Raw genomic sequence first — 17,409 nt, 5'->3', positions numbered from 1 at the left:
ATTAGGCATTTCTCATTGCTTTTACTTTGGCAAGTTTTTCTTTCCAAACTGCTAATTGCTCTTTATGCTTTTCTATGTTTTTGTATACGTCTTTCACCAATGGATTGTCTTTTTCGACATGCTTAAAGAACTCTAAATTATTTTCGAGTTGTAAAATTTCAGCTTTGGTCTCATCAATCTTTTTACCAATAAAAAACTGTTCGTTTTGTAATTGACGATCGTCTTGTTGAGAGGCCATAGCATTCAGTTTGTTTTCAAACTTGATAAGTTCTGCTTCTTTTTTATCTAGGTCTAACTTGCTAAATAAAGCATCTAAGGCTTTATTAAACTTTTGGTCTATGTTCTTTTTCTTGAATGGAACACGTCCAATGGTTTTCCATTCTGAAATTTTAGATTTAATAGTCTCTAGGTCTTCTTTACGACTTCCTGTAAGGGCTATTTCTTCCATAGAAGTTAAGACAGCTTCTTTCTTCTCTAAATTAACAAGTTCTTCTTTATTCTCTTCGTCTTTAAGTGCATGTAATCTGTCAAAATAATAGTTACACGCAGTTTTAAACTGTTTCCAAATAACATCACTATCTTTTCTGGGTACATGGCCAATCTCCCTCCATTCGTGTTGTATTTTTTTATACAAGGGTGTTGCTGTATCGAAATCTTCGGTGTCTTTATTGTCTTCAGCAATTTGAATTAAAGCACGTTTTTTTTCTAGGTTTTCGTACTGGGCATTTTTCTGATGCTTATAGAAATCGTTTTTGGCTTTATTAAAGCTACGTGTGGCGTCTTTAAAACTAGCCCAAATTTCTTTGTTTTTGTCTCTTGGTACACGACCAGCGCTAAAAAACACATCTCTTATTTCTTGCACTTGCTTCATGGCATTTTGCCACCCATTATGAGAAGGTTTTGCTTCTTCCTTCACTTTATCTATAAGGCCAATGAGTTCTTTTTTGATAGAGAAGTTTTCATGAAAGGTTTCTTCTAAAGCAGCTTCAGCTTCCATTTTTTTGTCGTGAATAATTTTTGTAGCAGCACTAAAAGTCTCCCAAATTTCTTCTCGAATCTCTCTCGCAACAGGTCCAATTTCTTCTTTCCAGCGCTTATGAATTAATTGAAGTTCTCTAAATGCCTTATTAATATCACTTTCTTCGGCAAGTTCTTCGGTGCGCTTGATTAACTTTTGCTTTTCTTCTAAGTTGTGTTTAAAATCAAGATCTCTAAACTCTCTATCTAGGTGTAATGCATCATAATAGGTTTCCATATAATGATGGTAATTATTCCATACCGTATTGTATTTATCTCTTGGTATGGCACCCGCTTCTTTCCAACGATCTTGAATGTCTTTAATTTTTTTGTAATTGCTATTCACACTCTCTTCAGAATTAAGCAATTCTTTAATCTCTTCAATCAAACTATTTCTAACGGCAAGATTACTCTCAAGGTCTTGTTTTAGTTTTTTGAAATGCGCGTTGCGTTTATTTCTGTAGTCATTAAACGCATCGTTAAATGCTTTTTTGTCGTTAGAGGTGTAATGAAAATCAATAATATTTCCGCCTTCGGCTAAGAAAGCTTCCTTCTTTTCTGCGAGTTCTTCCTGAAACTGATTGTTAAACTCTGTTTTAATTTCTTCGGCAGCTCCTTTTATATCTTGAATGTTGTTGTTGGCAACCAAGCTGTTTAAGGCAGTAATTAATTCGGTTTTAGAAAGGGTGCTGTAATCAACACTTTCTTTTTCTTCAGAAATAGTAGCTGTTTCTTCTAGGGTGTCTGAGCTTTCAATCTCATCTTCTTCTTCAACCTCTATTTCTGTGTCTGAAGTTTTGGATGCTTCTAACTCATTGGTTTTTGGAGTTTCAGGTTTGGCAGCTTTTTCTTCGACAGCAGCTTCTTCTGGAATTTCTGGACTAGCATCTTGCGGTTGTTGTGGTGCGGAATCTTGTTTGTTTTCTACATTTCCTTCTTCAGTAGGGAGGTTCTCGTCAGACATATCTTGCAATGTTAAGGTTCTTAATTATGAGGGCTCAAGATACTAACTCCCCTTAAGATTGACAAGATTCTAGCTGTTTTTTGAAGAGATCAAATAAAATTAGCTATTCCAGATACTCCAGGCTTTTTTTGCTTGATGTTCTAGCATTTTCATACCATTAGAAATGGTAGCGCCTTTAGCAAAGCCTCGTTTTAAAAATTCAGTTTCGCGAGGGTTGTAGATGAGGTCAAATAAGAAGTGCTCTTTACCTAAATGCTCATAAGGAATGTTTGGGCATTCTGAAATATTAGGTGTAGTACCTAATGGTGTTGTATTTACAATAAGCTTGTGGTACTCCATAGTTTCTTTGGAGAGTTCATTGTAGGTAATGGTGTTTGCTTCTTTTGTTCTGGACACTACTTTATAATCAAAACCCATAGCTTCTAAAACATATTTCACTGCTTTTGAAGCCCCTCCATTTCCTAGAATAAGTGCTGTTTTTTCTTTTAGTGGAGGAAAGGTTCCTAATGCTTTTGCAAATCCGTAGTGGTCTGTATTATACCCAGCCAATCTCCCGTCTTTTAAAATTTTAATAGTATTAACTGCGCCAATTGTTTTTGCTTCTTTATCTATACGGTCTAGATAGGGTAATATCGTTTCCTTGAATGGTATCGTAACATTGAGTCCTTTGAGATCACTATTGTCTTTAAGCATTTTTTCTAACATACCTAAGCACCCCATGTCAAAGTTTTGATAAGTGTGCTCTAGTTTTTCAAGATCAAATTTGATAGTAAAAAATGTTTTGGAGAAAGAGTATTGTATGTCTTTGCCTATTAAGCCAAATTTAGCCATTAGTGCTTTTTTTGAAATTATGATACCAATCTAAACTAAGTACAGTTACTATACCAAAAATAACAAAAAAAATGGCTAATAAAGTGTTTGCAGAAAATTCTGATGGGAAATATCTGTTATAGTCTATGATTATTTCTCTGCCGTTAGCATCTAGCATAATTTCTCCAGCTATATCACGACTGTACACTGTGTTTTTCCAAGGCCAAACAACACCTAATGAGCCGGTTGTAAATCCTATGATTACTGCATAGGTCGCTTTTTTGTATTTTTTCAAAACATATGCTAATAGATGCGATAAGGAAACCAGTCCTACAAGAGATCCTACAGAAAAAACAACCAATACTTTCAATAATTGAATACGTTCTATATTATTTGTAAACGAAAAGTCACCCGTTAAAATTTCAGAAAGTGTATCAAACAGTGCATTTACAGAATCTACTAATAGCAACACATAATTCCCTAAAAGTATTAATATAAAGGAACCTGAAAGTCCTGGAAGTGTCATTCCTGAAACACCAATAATGCCACAAATAAAGACAAAAATAAGGTTGTCATTTTCTCGAGCTGGTTCTAAAAAACTAATAGCAATTCCTGCCGCTATTCCACAAATTAAATAGCCAATATATTTTTTGTTCCAGTCGCCAAAGTCTTTGGCAATGTAATAAATAGAACCGATAATCATTCCAAAAAAGGCGCTCCAGACATAGAGTTCGTATTCTAGTAGTAAATAGTCTAGAATTTTTGATATACTGAAGTAGCTTATCACCATTCCAAGTATAAGTAAGCCAAGAAATCCGCCATTGATGTAGCGTGCAAAGCTTTTAAAGCGACCATTTATGAGAAGCTTAAATGCTTTTCTATTTATTTTTTGAAGTGAATAGATAAATTCTTCATAAAAACCAGCAACAAAAGCAACAAGACCTCCAGAAACTCCAGGAACTTTATTGGCAGCTCCCATTGCAAGTCCTTTTAGGACCAGCCATAATTTGTCTGTTGTGGTTCTTTGAGTACTCAAGGTGTTGTTTGCGGCGTCTTTTTGTTGGCTAGAAATTCTAATAGAAAAATAAGGGCAAAACCTAAAATCATAAAAAGGATTCCGAAAAGTATTTTTGCGTCCCCATCATATGCATTTGGGAGAATACTATTTTCAATAAAAGGCACTTCCTCGCCGTGGCTATTGATTCTGTATTGTACTACTTCTTTCCAGGGCCAAATTTTATTGAGTGCTCCTATCATAAATCCTGTAAGCACCGCAAGGGTGGTGTTTTTGTGATGTGCAAACATCCAATTTAATACCCCAGAAAACACCTTTAAGCCTGTGATGGCACCAATAGCAAACACGCAGATTTTTAAAAATGCATTTCCAATAACGGTTGTATCTAAGCTCGTAATTCCTTCAATAAATTGATTGATAGCTCCAATTACAGTTGTGTAAGCGCCAATAAGTAACAAAATGAATGCTCCCGATAAGCCTGGAAGTATCATTGCAATGATGGCAATAAACCCAGCTAAAAATAAAAACCAGATACTATCTGTATCTCCTATTGGTTCTGCCAAGGTAATGGCAAATGATATTCCTGCAGCAACTATAAGTGCAATAATTGCCTTGGTATTAAAGGAGGTAATTTGTTTCCCAACATATATAATACTTGCGATCACGAGGCCAAAGAAAAAAGACCAAACAAAAATAGGTTGCTCTTTTAATAACCAAGTAATGAGTTTTGCTAAGGATAAAATACTAATGGCTATACCTACAAATAGGGAAAATAGAAAACCAAGGTTATAGGTTTCCCATGCTTTTTTCACACCTTCTTTTTTCCAGATTTTAAAGAAGCCAAGATCTAATCCATGAATGGTTGCTATGAGTTCTTCATAAATGCCGGAGATAAATGCAATGGTTCCTCCACTTACTCCAGGAACTACATCTGCAGCACCCATAGCAAGACCTTTTGCAGTGATACTTAGTGATTGTTTGAAATTACGGTTGGGCATATAGTAGTTATTATATGCTCAAAAATACATATTTAAAGAGTAGCTTTATTATGATTTTTTATAATTTCTTTTACTGCAGAGATATTCAAAACATCTGGAAAAATCTCTTCTAATATAAGCAGAAAATCAGGTTCTATATCAAGTGCATTTTTGAGGTGAAATGCTCCCGTATTATTTTGCGAAGTGTTGTAAAATAATCCCGCCAAACGAAATTCTATTTCTGCAGAACCTGGATAAAACTCTGCTGCCTGAGTAAGGTTATTAATAGCTGCTTCGTATTCTCCTAATTTTACAAGAATATCGCAACGTGTTAACCAAGTTTCTTGTTCGTAGTTTCCTAGCTCTAATGCTTTTCTATAGCCAACTTCAGCTTCTTCAAACCATTGAAGTTTTTTGTTGATTTTAGCATAACGTTTCCAGTAAAGTACATTTTCAGAATCTATGTTGATCGCTTTGTCTATATAGTACAATGCTTTTTTGAAGTCTTTTTTCTTGTAGTAATAATCAGTAATAGCAATCCAACCTTTGTCAAGAAGTCCATCTTCTTCAACACATTTTGTATAGTATTGTAATGCCATTTCATCATTGCCTAGCTGTTCATAGCATTTTCCAATACGCAATAAGGCAAAAGAAGTTGGATCGTCCAGACCTAATGTGATGGTATAGCTTTCTATGGCTTCTTCATAGCGTTTCATTTTTTCAAGAACTTTTCCTTTTTCAAGGTAGGCCCCAATAAAACGATCATCACTAATAATTGCAAAGTCAAAAGAAGCTAAAGCTTTTTTATAGTCTTTTAAAATGATGTATTGTTTTCCAACTTGGTGCCAAGCTACTTCAGAATAAGGGTTCTTGTTTAAGAACATATTTAAGTAATCTATGGCGTCTTCTGTTTGTTCTAAATATTCGAAACAATAAATGACGTTGTACAATGCAGAATAGTCGGTATCGTCATCTTCTAGGCATTTCATAAAATTATACTTCGCATTTTCGTAATCTTCTAAGAATAAATATTCCATCCCAATTAATGAAAGTACGTCTGAAGGGTCTAATGTGATTTCTAATGCCTTTTCAAGTAGGAGGATAGCATCTTTATGCTGGTCTCTTCTTGAGAGAATATTTGCTTTTTGGATGTATATTTCTTCATTAGACTGTTCAATTTGGTATAGTTCGTCTAATAAAATATCTGCGGTATCTAACTCATTTTCAAAGATGAACATTTCAACTTGAAATAATTTTAGATTGGTAGAACTAGGATGCTGTTGCAAACCAAGCTTCGTTGCTTTTTTTGCAAGTGCTATTTTTCCATTCTCAAGATAGTGGTGTATAATTTCTTCAAATTGATCTGCATCAAAGAATAGTACACTGTTTGTCTTAAGCATAGATTCAAATCTGGTGAGTGATACATTGTTATGCTCGTTAGGTGGAGGCAATTGCATACGCAGTGATTTAAAGGTTTCTACACAATTAAAGATAGTAATGATATTGACAGTTCAAGAGTTGTGCCGTTATTGTTGTTAACGAGATATTAACAGCGCTGACTTGAGTGTAAGTCCTTTAAAAACAGTTAATTATTGTTGGGTTGTTTGTTTTGTATTTCAGAAAGTACTTGTGTCAATATGGCGCAGCCTTCTTTTATTTCTTCTTCTGAAATAGTAAGGGGTGGGGTAATTCTCGCTGCTCGAGGTTCAAATAATAACCAAAAAAGGATGAGTTTCTGATCTTTGCAGCGAAGTATGACTTCTGTTGCGATTTCCGAATTTTCAAAGATGAGTGCTAACATGAGTCCTTTGCCTCTTATTTCTTTTATGAGAGGATGTGTTAACAAAGAACGAAAGAGTTGCTCCTTTTCTAGGGTCTGTGCTTGTAATGAAGTCTCATTAATTTCTTGAAGGGTTGCAAGTGCTGCTGATGCAATGACTGGATTCCCACCAAAAGTAGTAATGTGCCCTAGCTTTGGTTTGTCTTGAAGTAAGTCCATTAGTTTTTTTGAAGCAGTAAACGCTCCAATAGGCAATCCGCCTCCCATGCCTTTTCCCATGACAAGGATGTCGGGTATCACATTATAGTTCATAAAACCAAACAGTTTTCCTGTGCGACCAAAACCAGGTTGAATTTCATCTAGAATTAGCAATGCACCCATTGCTTTACAGCGGGCTTTTACTTTTGCCAAATAGTTTTGAGTAGGTTCAATAAAGCCAGCACCTCCTTGAATGGTTTCTAAAATTACGGCAGCAGTTTGAGTGGTAATATTTTTTAGACAGCTTTCGCAATTAAAGAGAATGGGTTTGCATTCTGGAATAAGTGGTTTAAATACTTCTTTGCGTTCTTCATAGCCCATGACACTAAGTGCTCCCATGGTATTTCCATGATATGCTTGGTGGGCATATAAAATTTCGGCTCTGCCAGTAGCTCTTCGTGCTAATTTTAAGGCCCCTTCAATAGCTTCTGTACCGCTATTCACCAAATAGGTTGTTTCTAGAGGGGCAGGTAGGTGTTGCGCTAATAGTTTGGTAAGTGCAACGGCGGGTTGTTGAATGTATTCTCCATACACCATGACGTGCATGTAGCGTTCGGTTTGTTCTTGTATTGCTTTTACTACTCTTGGATGACTATGCCCTAAACTACAGGCCGAAACACCAGCTACAAAATCGAGATGCGCATTGCCATGAGTGTCGTAAATATAACTTCCTTGTGCATGCGATATTTCCATCGCTAGCGGATGTGGGGTTGTTTGTGTTTGGTGTTTGTAAAAGTCTTTTTTCAAGATATACGAGCTAGTCCACAAAAATAGGCAACAAATAGTAAGCCACTAAAATTTCAGCAGAAATTAATTATCACCTTCTTTATCAGCATCATCTTTTTGAGGGACTGTGTCTTCGGGTCTATTTTTAAAAACACTTGGATCTAGCTTGGATGCTTCGGGGAGGTTGAGTTCATCTTCTGTTTTTTCTTCAAAGAATTCACCTTCGTCTTTGGGTAGGGGAATGCCTTTGATTTTGGGTAGGATAGGAGCAGGTTTTCCTTTAAAGAGTGCTTCTTTATTAAGCAAGCGTTCTTCACCTCTCCATTCAAATCCCGGGAGAATCCTTGCTTCCTCGGGGAGTTTTGACAATGGGTAGATTTTTCCAGACCCTTTTTTGATAAAACGAATTCCCTGAATTTCTTGATTCTCTAGATACATTTGTATAGAACTAGAAACGGTATTATTAATACCAATGAGTTCGTTTTTGTCATTGCGGGCGAAGTAGATTACTTGTGCATTTTTGTCAATATTTACAGTATCGAGTTCGTTTTTTGTAAATAAGCCGGTAAGGCGTTCTCCTTTTACTTGGTTGTATCCCATGCTATCTCGTTGGGCTAAAAAAGCATTATTAAATACTTTTAGCGTATCGAGTTCTTCAGTTTTGGTGTTGTTAATGAGGTGGATGGTATCGCCTGTCATTTGGTTTTCACCTGTCCAAAGTATAGGACGACGCAATAATTTGGTAATTCCTTTTTTTTGGTTTACAAAAATTGAATCACATTTTCCGCTGGTAGGTTCTTCTTTGGGATTGTTAGACTCTTTAAAAAAGCGTGCCCTATAAAAACCTTTTAAAATTCTATTTTCTGGCTTTCCTGTTATTTGCAAGGTGTCTGCATGCACATATACAGAGTCGCGTTCTTGTAGCGTTACGGCTACCGCTCTTTTGGTAATAAAAACCGAATCTTTTTTTCTAAATACTTCTGCATAATGTCCTCTTATAATACTTTGGTTAGTAGTGTCAAGTACTTTTATGTTATTAGTAGCAGAGGCAAAGCTTTTATTTCTATCGAAGTAGATGCTATCTCCATAAAGCGTTCTACTCTCATAGTCTACCCTAGAATTTTTTACAAAATATCCTGTGTCTCCGCGAGTATCATAGTAGCCTCTTTCGCAATATACAGTACTAGCGTCACTTACAATGGTAGATGGGCCATACAAGTATGCTCCACCAGTTTCTGAGTAAAAATCTAATTGTTGTGAATTGACAGTGTACTTTGGATTAACGATCTTTACAGCACTTATAAATTGGTATTTTTTGCTTTCAGCATAATAACGTCCAATTCTACTTGTTAAGGTACTAGCAGTATCAATTACGGTTCCACCGCTTCTGTAATAGGCCTGTTGTTTTAGTCTGTCAAAATAAAGGGTATCTGTTTTTAAGGTTGTTTTAGGTTCTTTAAAAACAACTTTACCACTAGCAAATGCAAACTGGGTATTCCCATTGTATTCTGCATAATTGCTATTCATTGTAATAGTGTCTGCCTGTTTGATTTTTACTTCGCCATAGGCTTTTACAAAATTGTCTTTAAGATATACATAAGCTTGGTCGCACCACATTTCGATACCTTCATGTACAATATACACTTGACCATCTGTGTCTTTGGTGTAAATAAAGGCATCGGGTAATTCTGGCTTACGCTCTAAATACCCAGATTGAATATCAACTTTTGTCTTTTCTTTTTCTTGGTTGGTTTGTGCTAATAGCACTCCTGTAAAAAGGAATAGGAGGAAAGGGAGTATGTATTTAAATTTTACTTGCACTATTGTAAACTTTTCCAAGTGATATCAAATTCTGAACCAAATAAATTTTAATCCATTCTTAACCTTTAGGTTTCGTCCCGAAGCTTCGGGAGCGCTCAACCAGACAATTTTATTAGTTTATTGTTTTTAAAATAGTCTATCTATGAATTGTTTGCGTTCTATCGGGTCCTACAGAGACAATCTTAATTGGAATTTCTAATTCTTTTTCTAGGAAGGCGATATAGTCATTCAATTCTTTTGGGAATTGAGACGCATCTCTCATTTTGGTTAGATCCTCTCTCCAACATGGAAACTCAGTGTAAATAGGAGTTACATTTTCCGGCTCTATGTTGTAAGGTAAATGTGTGATTGTTTCTCCTTTGTATTTGTACGCTGTACATACTTTTAAGCTGCTAAATCCAGAAAGAACATCGCCTTTCATCATGTTTAGCTGCGTTACACCATTTACTTCACAGGTATATTTAAGTGCTACTAGGTCTAACCATCCACAACGTCTTGGGCGTCCAGTTACGGCACCAAATTCGTGTCCTACTTTTGCCATTTCTGCACCTACTTCATCAAAAAGTTCGGTTGGGAAAGGTCCGGAACCAACACGTGTTGTGTAGGCTTTAAAAATTCCAAAGACATCTTTTACTTTATTGGGAGCAACTCCTAATCCAGTACAAGCACCTGCTGCGGTAGTATTTGAAGAAGTTACAAAAGGGTAGGTTCCAAAATCGATATCTAGTAGTGATCCTTGTGCACCTTCTGCTAGAATTGTTTTACCAGCTTTCATGGCTTGGTGGAAGTATTGTTCACTATCAATAAATGTTAATTCTTTAAGGCGTATTACTGCTTCAAAAAACTCGGCTTCCATTTCTTCTAGATCGTATTGGATATCTACATTATAAAACGAAATCATTGCCTCATGCTTGTTTGCTAAATGGCGATATTTTGTTTTCCAGTCTGCTAATTCTAAATCTCCAACACGAATACCATTTCTACCCGTTTTATCCATGTAGGTTGGTCCAATACCTTTTAAGGTAGATCCAATTTTGGCTTTTCCTTTACTGGCTTCACTAGCAGCATCTAGCAATCTGTGGGTTGGTAGAATTAAATGTGCTTTTCTTGAGATTATTAACTTGGCTTTGTAGTCAATATCAAATTGATCCAATCCTTCTAGTTCTTTTACAAAAACAACGGGGTCTATGACCACACCGTTGCCAATAACGTTCATGGCAGTTTTATGAAAAATTCCAGAAGGAATGGTTCTTAAAACATGCTTGATACCATCAAACTCTAAGGTGTGTCCTGCGTTTGGACCTCCTTGAAAGCGCGCAATGATGTCATAATCTGCTGTGAGTACATCGACGATTTTACCTTTTCCTTCGTCTCCCCATTGTAATCCAAGTAGTAAGTCTACTGCCATAATTGTAATGTATTTCCCTATGTATTTGGGTTGGTTTTGTTTTTTGTTCCATAAAAATAAAGCGAGTGTTTAGAAATAGAGATATCAAAAACTTCTTCAATTGTTTTTTTGATGCTCTGTATTCTAGGGTCGCAAAATTCTATCACCTCGCCATCATCAAGGATCACGTGGTCATGTTGTTTATCAAAATAAGATTTTTCGTAGTGGGCCTGATTTTGCCCAAATTGATGTTTGCGTACGAGGGCACATTCTAATAATAACTCGATTGTATTATAAAGGGTAGCACGACTAACGCGGTAATTTTTATTTTTCATGTTGATGTAGAGCGACTCTATATCAAAATGTTCTTTTTGATCATAAATTTCTTGGAGTATAGCGTAGCGTTCGGGCGTTTTACGGTGTCCTTTTTCTTCTAAAAAAGTGGTGAACACATTTTTTACAATAGCTTGGTTGCTTGCTTCAGTTTTTGAACTCATAGGTATAACGACGAATCGCTTTGCTATATTAGTTATATTTCAGAAGTCATTTTTGTTTTTATTCTGAAATAGTATGAATCATTAAAATTTCAGACCAAAGTACACTTAGAATGAAAGGTCAAAAATAGCAAATTTAGATTCGAGTTACTTTATCAATTCCGTTTATTTTTTTAATGTTTTGAACCAAGTTATCAAGAATATTCTTGTTTTTAACAACCACAACAATTCTACCTGTAAAAACACCCCCTTCGGTATCGAAATGGACACTTTTCATGTCGATGTGTAAATTGTTGGATACTTCTTTTGTTACGTTGTTTACCAGGCCTAAAGCATCTATTCCAGAAAGTAATAGTTCTGCTTTGAAGTCTCTTTGAGAAGAGTCTATCCATTTGGCTTGCTGTACTCTGTAATTATAGTTTCCTTGTAATTGAACTGCATTTGGGCAATTTTGCTTGTGTACTTTAATACCTTCATTTACTGTTAAAAAACCAAATACGTCATCTCCAGGGATGGCATTACAGCAACTCGCCATTTTATAATCGAGCTTTTGCTCGTCTTTTCCAAAAACTAATTGATCAAATTTTTCGGTGATTTCATCCTTGTTGACCTCTTCTGGATTGGTGGGTTTTCTAATTTTATTTTTAATAAAACTAACCAATGCGTTGCTTCTTGAGGCTGCAAAATCTTTGAGTTGTTTGTTGTCAATTATGCCAGCACCTACACGGTAAAATAAATCGAGACTTGTTTTTAGTTTGAAGAAAATCACCATTTGGTTGATGGACTTTTCGTCAAGGTTTATTTTGAGTGATTTTAACTTACGTCGTAATACTTCTTTACCTTCATTGGCAATGAGCTTTTGTTCTTCTTTGAGCGACGATTTAATTTTAGATCGAGCTCTACCAGTTGCAACATAATCCAACCAGTTTGCAGAAGGTTTTGCACTATTTGACGTGATGATTTCTACTTGGTCTCCACTATTGAGTGGATGACTTAAAGGCACCAGTTTACCATTTACCTTAGTACCGCGTGTATGTAAACCAATTTCTGTGTGGATATGAAATGCAAAATCTAGCGCAGAAGCTCCTTTGGGTAACGAATACAAATCTCCTTTAGGCGTAAAGACAAAAATTTCTTTAGAATATAAATTGAGCTTAAATTCTTCAACAAAATCTACGGCACTAATGTCATTGTTTTCTAAAGTATCTTGTAATTTGTTTAGCCATACATCGAGTCCGCCATCATCACTGTCTTTGTTTTTGTATTTGTAGTGTGCGGCAAACCCTTTTTCTGCAATTTCGTTCATACGTTCGCTACGTATTTGTACTTCTACCCATTTTCCTTTTGGGCCCATGACAGTGATATGTAAGGCTTCATAGCCAGTCGATTTTGGAGAAGATATCCAATCTCTAAGTCTCACAGGGTTAGGACGGAAGTGGTCTGTTACGATGCTATAAATTTTCCAAGCTAAGAACTTTTCATTGGCAATGTCACTCTTGTAGATAATACGCACCGCAAACTTGTCGTATACTTCATCGAAGCTAACGTTTTGAGCTACAATTTTTCTTCGAATACTATAAATAGATTTTGGTCTTCCTTTTATTTCGTAGTTTAATTTTTCAGCAGAAAGAGAATCCTCAATGGTTTTTGAAAAAGCTTTTATGTACTCGTCTTGTTCTTCTTTACTTTCTTTTATTTTGCTTAGTATATCATTGTATACTTCCGGTTCTGTGTACTTTAAACTTAGGTCTTCGAGCTCTGTTTTAATTTTATACAAACCAATACGATGCGCCATAGGAGCATAGATATATAAGGTCTCACTAGCAATTTTTACTTGTTTGTACTGCGGCATGGAATCCATGGTTTGCATGTTGTGCAAACGATCTGCTATTTTGATAATGATCACACGGATGTCCTCATTGAGTGTGAGCAGCATTTTTCTAAAATTCTCTGCCTGCAGTGATACATCACCTTCATAAGGCATTTTCGAAATTTTTGTGAGTCCGTCAACAATTCGTGCCACTACCTCTCCAAACATTTGTTCGATATCGGCAAGTGTGTAATTGGTGTCTTCAACGACATCGTGTAATAAGGCGGCAGCGATAGAAGTAGCATCTAGGCCAATTTCGCTAGCAACAATTTTTGCTACAGCAATGGGATGAAAAATATAAGCCTCGCCACTCTTTCTGCGTTGTTCTTTATGGGCGTCTACAGCCACATCAAAGGCAGAACGAATGAGTTTTTTATCGGCCGTAGAAAGAATACGGTAGCTAATTTTTAGCAGCTCTTTATACTCTTTGGCAATGGCTTTATTTTCTTCTTCTATAGCAGCTTCTGTCATAGATTAAAAATACAAATTCCAATTTCTTAAACAAAGCAGTTTGTTGGGATTTTTTTATTGAAAAATTTGATTTCAAATTTTTAGTGACTTGTGAGCAGTGAATCGTGAATGGGATGGTATGGAAAGTTAGCTATTGAAATCCTCACCCCCAACACCTCTCCCGCTGAGAAGGGCGATTTCTTATAATGTGGTTATAACAAATTTTTCGTCGTGAATTTTCATTTTCCCCGCCCTTCCACGTGTCGCAAAAGCTTTAGCGGAGGCGCAAAGGGTGTGAAAATTCACTAAATTAAGAAAAAACCACCCTTTAGTCCCGATGCTTCGGGAGGGAAATTTTTTTGCTTAGATTTTTGCTACTAACTGAGAAATCTCCCTGAGAAAGGAGTAAAAGGTCTTTGTAATCTTATTCTTTTGAAGCTGATTTAAATTAAAATGTAATACCTCTAAACTCTTAAACGCATCAACTTTGAATCTTTGTCTCTTTGCAACTTTGAACCTAAAACCCGCGCTGTCTTTTCGCTTCAAATACTAAAATACCTGCAGCAACCGACACATTCATGCTATCAATAGCGCCTTGCATGGGGATGTGGATGTTTTGTTTGCTTTGGTTTCTCCAATTTTCAGAAAGTCCTGTAGCTTCTGTACCTAAAGCAATGGCTGTTGCTTTGGTGAAATCTTGTTGGTGATAGGGTTCAGATTCTTGAAGAATGGCGCTGTAAAGAGCGATATCATTTTTTTTTAGAAATGAAATGATCTCTTCTGTGGTTCCGGTAGCTAATTGATTCGTAAATAAACAGCCCACACTACTTCGTATGATGTTAGGGTTGTACACATCTGTCTTAGGATTTGCAATGATAAAGGCATCTACATTGGCAGCATCTGCTGTACGTAATAGTGCACCAATATTACCAGGTTTTTCTGGAGCTTCAGCGATAAGTACTAGGGGTGTTTTGTTCTGAAATGTTAGTTTCTCTAAAGCAAGTTCTTTTGTCTTAGCAATCGCTATTAGCCCTTCAGTAGTGTTGCGATACGCTAGTTTTTGATACACTTCTAAGGAGACTTCTATGATTTCGGCAGCTAATGTGTATAGATCTTTAACATTTCCGAAGAAAATATCTTTGCAAAAAAATAGGGTCTCTAAGGTGTATCCACCTTGAACAGCTAGATGAATCTCTCGCTGTCCTTCAATAATAAAGCGCCCTTGTTTGCGACGTTCTCTTGATTTTTCAAGCAAAATCAGGCATTTTTTTATCAAACTATTTTGCGGACTCTCTATTTTTTTAATCATGTTGCAAAGATAGTTGTTTAGTGTTTTTATGGATACAAATTTATGGAGATAAGTAGGATTTTGAAGTTTAGAATGTTATATGGTAGTATGGCCAAGTATTTTGTATCTAATTTAAGATGCCTAAATATTAAAACCAATATCTTTACTTAAAAAATACAGCTATGAAAAATCTATTACTTGTGCTATGCGCATCACTTATTTGTTTTCAAACCAATGCGCAAGGCTATGAAGTTCAAAGTATCCCTTTTAATCCGCCTGTTGCCATAGATCAAGGGACATCTGTAGGTAATGTATTAGATGATGTATATTCTAATGTTATTTCCTTAGGTTTTGATTTCGATTTTTATGGGAACACATACGATTCTTTTGTTGTTGGAGCCAATGGTTCTATAACTTTTGATCTTACCAATGCAAACGGTTTTACACCTTGGCAAATAAATGATGATATTCCCTCTACTAATATTCCTACAAATTCTATTTTTGGTGTATTCCATGATATGGATACTTCCATCATGGGACCAGGTGATATTAGAACAGGTGTCGTTGGTGTTGCACCCAATAGAATTGCATACATTAATTTTGATATGATTACTCAATTTAGCTGTAATACACTAAATAGTTCGAGTCAAATATTTTTATTTGAAAGCAGCCATAACATCGAAGTACATGTTGCTTCGAAACCAGTTTGTACTGCATGGAATAATGGTAGAGCTATTATAGGTGTTCAAAATGCAGATGCAACTTTAGCTACAAGTCCACAAGGAAGAAATGGCCTTGATAATCCGTGGGTGGGCAATAATGAAGCTTGGTTATTTGGTGATACCTTTAATGTTGATTTAGGGGATGATATAGTCACTTGCGAGACAGCAGTAACCTTATCTTATGATGTTGAAGATGATAGTTTTGTGTATGCTTGGTTTTTAAACGGATCGTTAATTCCAGATGAGTCTAGTGCAAACCTTGTAGCTACAGAGTCTGGATTGTATGCTGTAGAAGCGACAAATGGAAGTGTCGTCTTAACCGATCAAATAAATGTGACCATACAACCTATTCCAGAAGTTGTGACTCAGCCAAGTGCTATTTTTATTGATGAAGGCGATAACGATGGAATTGCGGTATTTGATTTAACTGTTAATGAAAATCAAATGTTAGGAGGTCAAGATCCTGCTCAATTTGTTTTTACCTATTATGCGAGTCAGATTGATTGTGATTCTGGGACTAATCCAATTGCAAATCCTGCTGCTTTTCAGAATATAACAAACCCACAAATCATATTTGTTCGCTTAGAAGATATTAGTACGGGATGCTACGTTTGTAGCAACTTTATGATTGAGACAGATGCAAAATTAAGTATTACAGAAAACAGTTTGATTTCTTTACAAATATCTCCAAACCCTACTAGCGATATGTTTCGCATTTCTGGACCTTTTATCACTTCGGAAATGTTAGTTTCATTATACACTATTGAAGGGAAACAAATAAAGATTGCTTCATCTTTTGAAAATGAAAATACCATTACAATGGATATTTCAGAAGTAGCTAACGGAGTGTATTTTGTTAAAATTTCAGCAGATAATGAAACGCTAGTAAAGCGAATTGTGAAACAATAAAAGCTTATTAAAATAGAAAGGTTTGCAAAAGCTTCCGACTAAATCGGAAGCTTTTTATATTTACAAATAAAACCATCATAACCATGAAAAAAATAATAGTAGCGCTTGGTGCTTTTTTACTACTAGCGGCCTGCGGAAATGAAAAAAAACAAGAAAAAGAGATTGTAGAAGAAGTGGTGAGCGCCAAAGCATATCCAGCAGCGATAGCTAGTATCTTTAAAGCGCATGGAAGCATCTCGCAATGGAATGCTATGAACAATCTTTGTTTTACCATGAACAGCAATGGAAGCCAAGAAGTACACACTATAGATTTAAAGAATAGAAATGAAAAAATTGAACATAAAAACTGGAGCGTTGGTAGCTATGATTCAAAAAGCTGGGTGCTACAAAATGAGCCAGAAGCTTATAAAGGCAATGCAATATTCTACAAAAACCTGATGTTTTATTTCTATGCCATGCCTTTTGCTGTAGGAGATGACGGAGTAATCTACACTGAGATGCCACAAACAGCATTAGAAGGGGTGATGCATAATGCTACCAAAATTAGTTTTGAAGACGGTATAGGCTATTCATCTACCGATGAGTACATTATTTATAGTAACCCTGCTACAAATCAAATGACATGGTTAGGATATACTGTAACAGGAAATACTGGAAAGAAAAGTGACCGTTGGAGCTATATTAAATATGCAGAATGGCAAGAAGTAAACGGTTTGCAATTGCCTAAAAAGTTAACATGGTATACCGTCGAAGAAAACAAACCAACAACGCCAAAAGCAGATAGAACATTTGATAAGGTAACTGTTACTGAAACAGTATTAGATAATAGCGTGTTTCAAAAACCAGCTGCTGCAATGAGTGTTGAGGAATAAATAGTAGATGATACCAATGAAAAACGGCTCACAGATAATTTTGTGAGCC

At 35.9% G+C, this 17,409-nt stretch carries 13 protein-coding genes; 2 read left to right on the top strand and 11 right to left on the bottom strand.

All coding sequences use genetic code 11. The features are described 5' to 3' along the window. Position 1 precedes the first annotated feature (1 nt). The 11 genes from ACY2RS_RS14730 to ACY2RS_RS14680 form a co-directional block, all read right to left on the bottom strand. On the bottom strand, positions 2 to 1,981 hold the full coding sequence (locus ACY2RS_RS14730) for a DUF349 domain-containing protein (protein WP_490099431.1): 1,980 nt from the start codon (positions 1,979 to 1,981) through the stop codon (positions 2 to 4). 99 nt (positions 1,982 to 2,080) lie between these two features. Then, the gene (locus ACY2RS_RS14725; RefSeq protein WP_490099430.1) at positions 2,081 to 2,812 is read right to left on the bottom strand and encodes a shikimate dehydrogenase family protein; all 732 of its coding nucleotides are present in this window, start codon (positions 2,810 to 2,812) and stop codon (positions 2,081 to 2,083) included. Continuing rightward, a complete protein-coding gene (locus ACY2RS_RS14720) occupies positions 2,805 to 3,827 on the bottom strand; it encodes a DUF368 domain-containing protein (RefSeq protein ID WP_490099429.1) in 1,023 nt (340 codons plus the stop codon). The genes ACY2RS_RS14725 and ACY2RS_RS14720 overlap by 8 nt, the downstream gene beginning before the upstream one ends. Continuing rightward, the gene (locus tag ACY2RS_RS14715) at positions 3,824 to 4,804 is read right to left on the bottom strand and encodes a DUF368 domain-containing protein (protein ID WP_490099428.1); all 981 of its coding nucleotides are present in this window, start codon (positions 4,802 to 4,804) and stop codon (positions 3,824 to 3,826) included. Before ACY2RS_RS14715 ends, ACY2RS_RS14720 begins: the two co-directional genes overlap by 4 nt. Positions 4,805 to 4,836: 32 nt before the next feature. After that, positions 4,837 to 6,240, bottom strand: coding sequence for a tetratricopeptide repeat protein (locus ACY2RS_RS14710; protein ID WP_490099427.1), 1,404 nt, complete (start codon positions 6,238 to 6,240; stop codon positions 4,837 to 4,839). 128 nt (positions 6,241 to 6,368) lie between these two features. Then, positions 6,369 to 7,568, bottom strand: coding sequence for an aspartate aminotransferase family protein (locus ACY2RS_RS14705; RefSeq protein ID WP_490099426.1), 1,200 nt, complete (start codon positions 7,566 to 7,568; stop codon positions 6,369 to 6,371). A 63-nt stretch (positions 7,569 to 7,631) separates the two neighbouring features. Further along, positions 7,632 to 9,386 (bottom strand): OstA-like protein, encoded by a 1,755-nt coding sequence (locus ACY2RS_RS14700; protein ID WP_490099425.1) that lies wholly within the window; start codon positions 9,384 to 9,386, stop codon positions 7,632 to 7,634. Between the two features lie 118 nt (positions 9,387 to 9,504). Then, on the bottom strand, positions 9,505 to 10,776 hold the full coding sequence (locus ACY2RS_RS14695) for an adenylosuccinate synthase (protein ID WP_490099424.1): 1,272 nt from the start codon (positions 10,774 to 10,776) through the stop codon (positions 9,505 to 9,507). A 17-nt stretch (positions 10,777 to 10,793) separates the two neighbouring features. Continuing rightward, positions 10,794 to 11,252, bottom strand: coding sequence for a Fur family transcriptional regulator (locus ACY2RS_RS14690; protein ID WP_490099423.1), 459 nt, complete (start codon positions 11,250 to 11,252; stop codon positions 10,794 to 10,796). A 133-nt stretch (positions 11,253 to 11,385) separates the two neighbouring features. Continuing rightward, a complete protein-coding gene (locus tag ACY2RS_RS14685; RefSeq protein WP_490099422.1) occupies positions 11,386 to 13,590 on the bottom strand; it encodes a RelA/SpoT family protein in 2,205 nt (734 codons plus the stop codon). Positions 13,591 to 14,086: 496 nt separating this feature from the next. Further along, positions 14,087 to 14,878 (bottom strand): TrmH family RNA methyltransferase, encoded by a 792-nt coding sequence (locus ACY2RS_RS14680; RefSeq protein ID WP_490099421.1) that lies wholly within the window; start codon positions 14,876 to 14,878, stop codon positions 14,087 to 14,089. A gap of 161 nt (positions 14,879 to 15,039) precedes the next feature. Here ACY2RS_RS14680 and ACY2RS_RS14675 point away from each other — a divergent pair, with 161 nt between their 5' ends. Beyond that, positions 15,040 to 16,488, top strand: coding sequence for a T9SS type A sorting domain-containing protein (locus ACY2RS_RS14675; RefSeq protein WP_490099420.1), 1,449 nt, complete (start codon positions 15,040 to 15,042; stop codon positions 16,486 to 16,488). An 83-nt stretch (positions 16,489 to 16,571) separates the two neighbouring features. Further along, entirely contained in the window at positions 16,572 to 17,360 is a 789-nt protein-coding gene (locus tag ACY2RS_RS14670; RefSeq protein WP_490099419.1) for a hypothetical protein, read from the top strand. Positions 17,361 to 17,409 lie beyond the last annotated feature (49 nt).

It is taken from the genome of Patiriisocius sp. 208BN25-11, from assembly GCF_058147145.1.
Note: the sequence above shows the minus strand (reverse complement) of the source record. Positions and strands in the feature narration are given on the sequence as shown.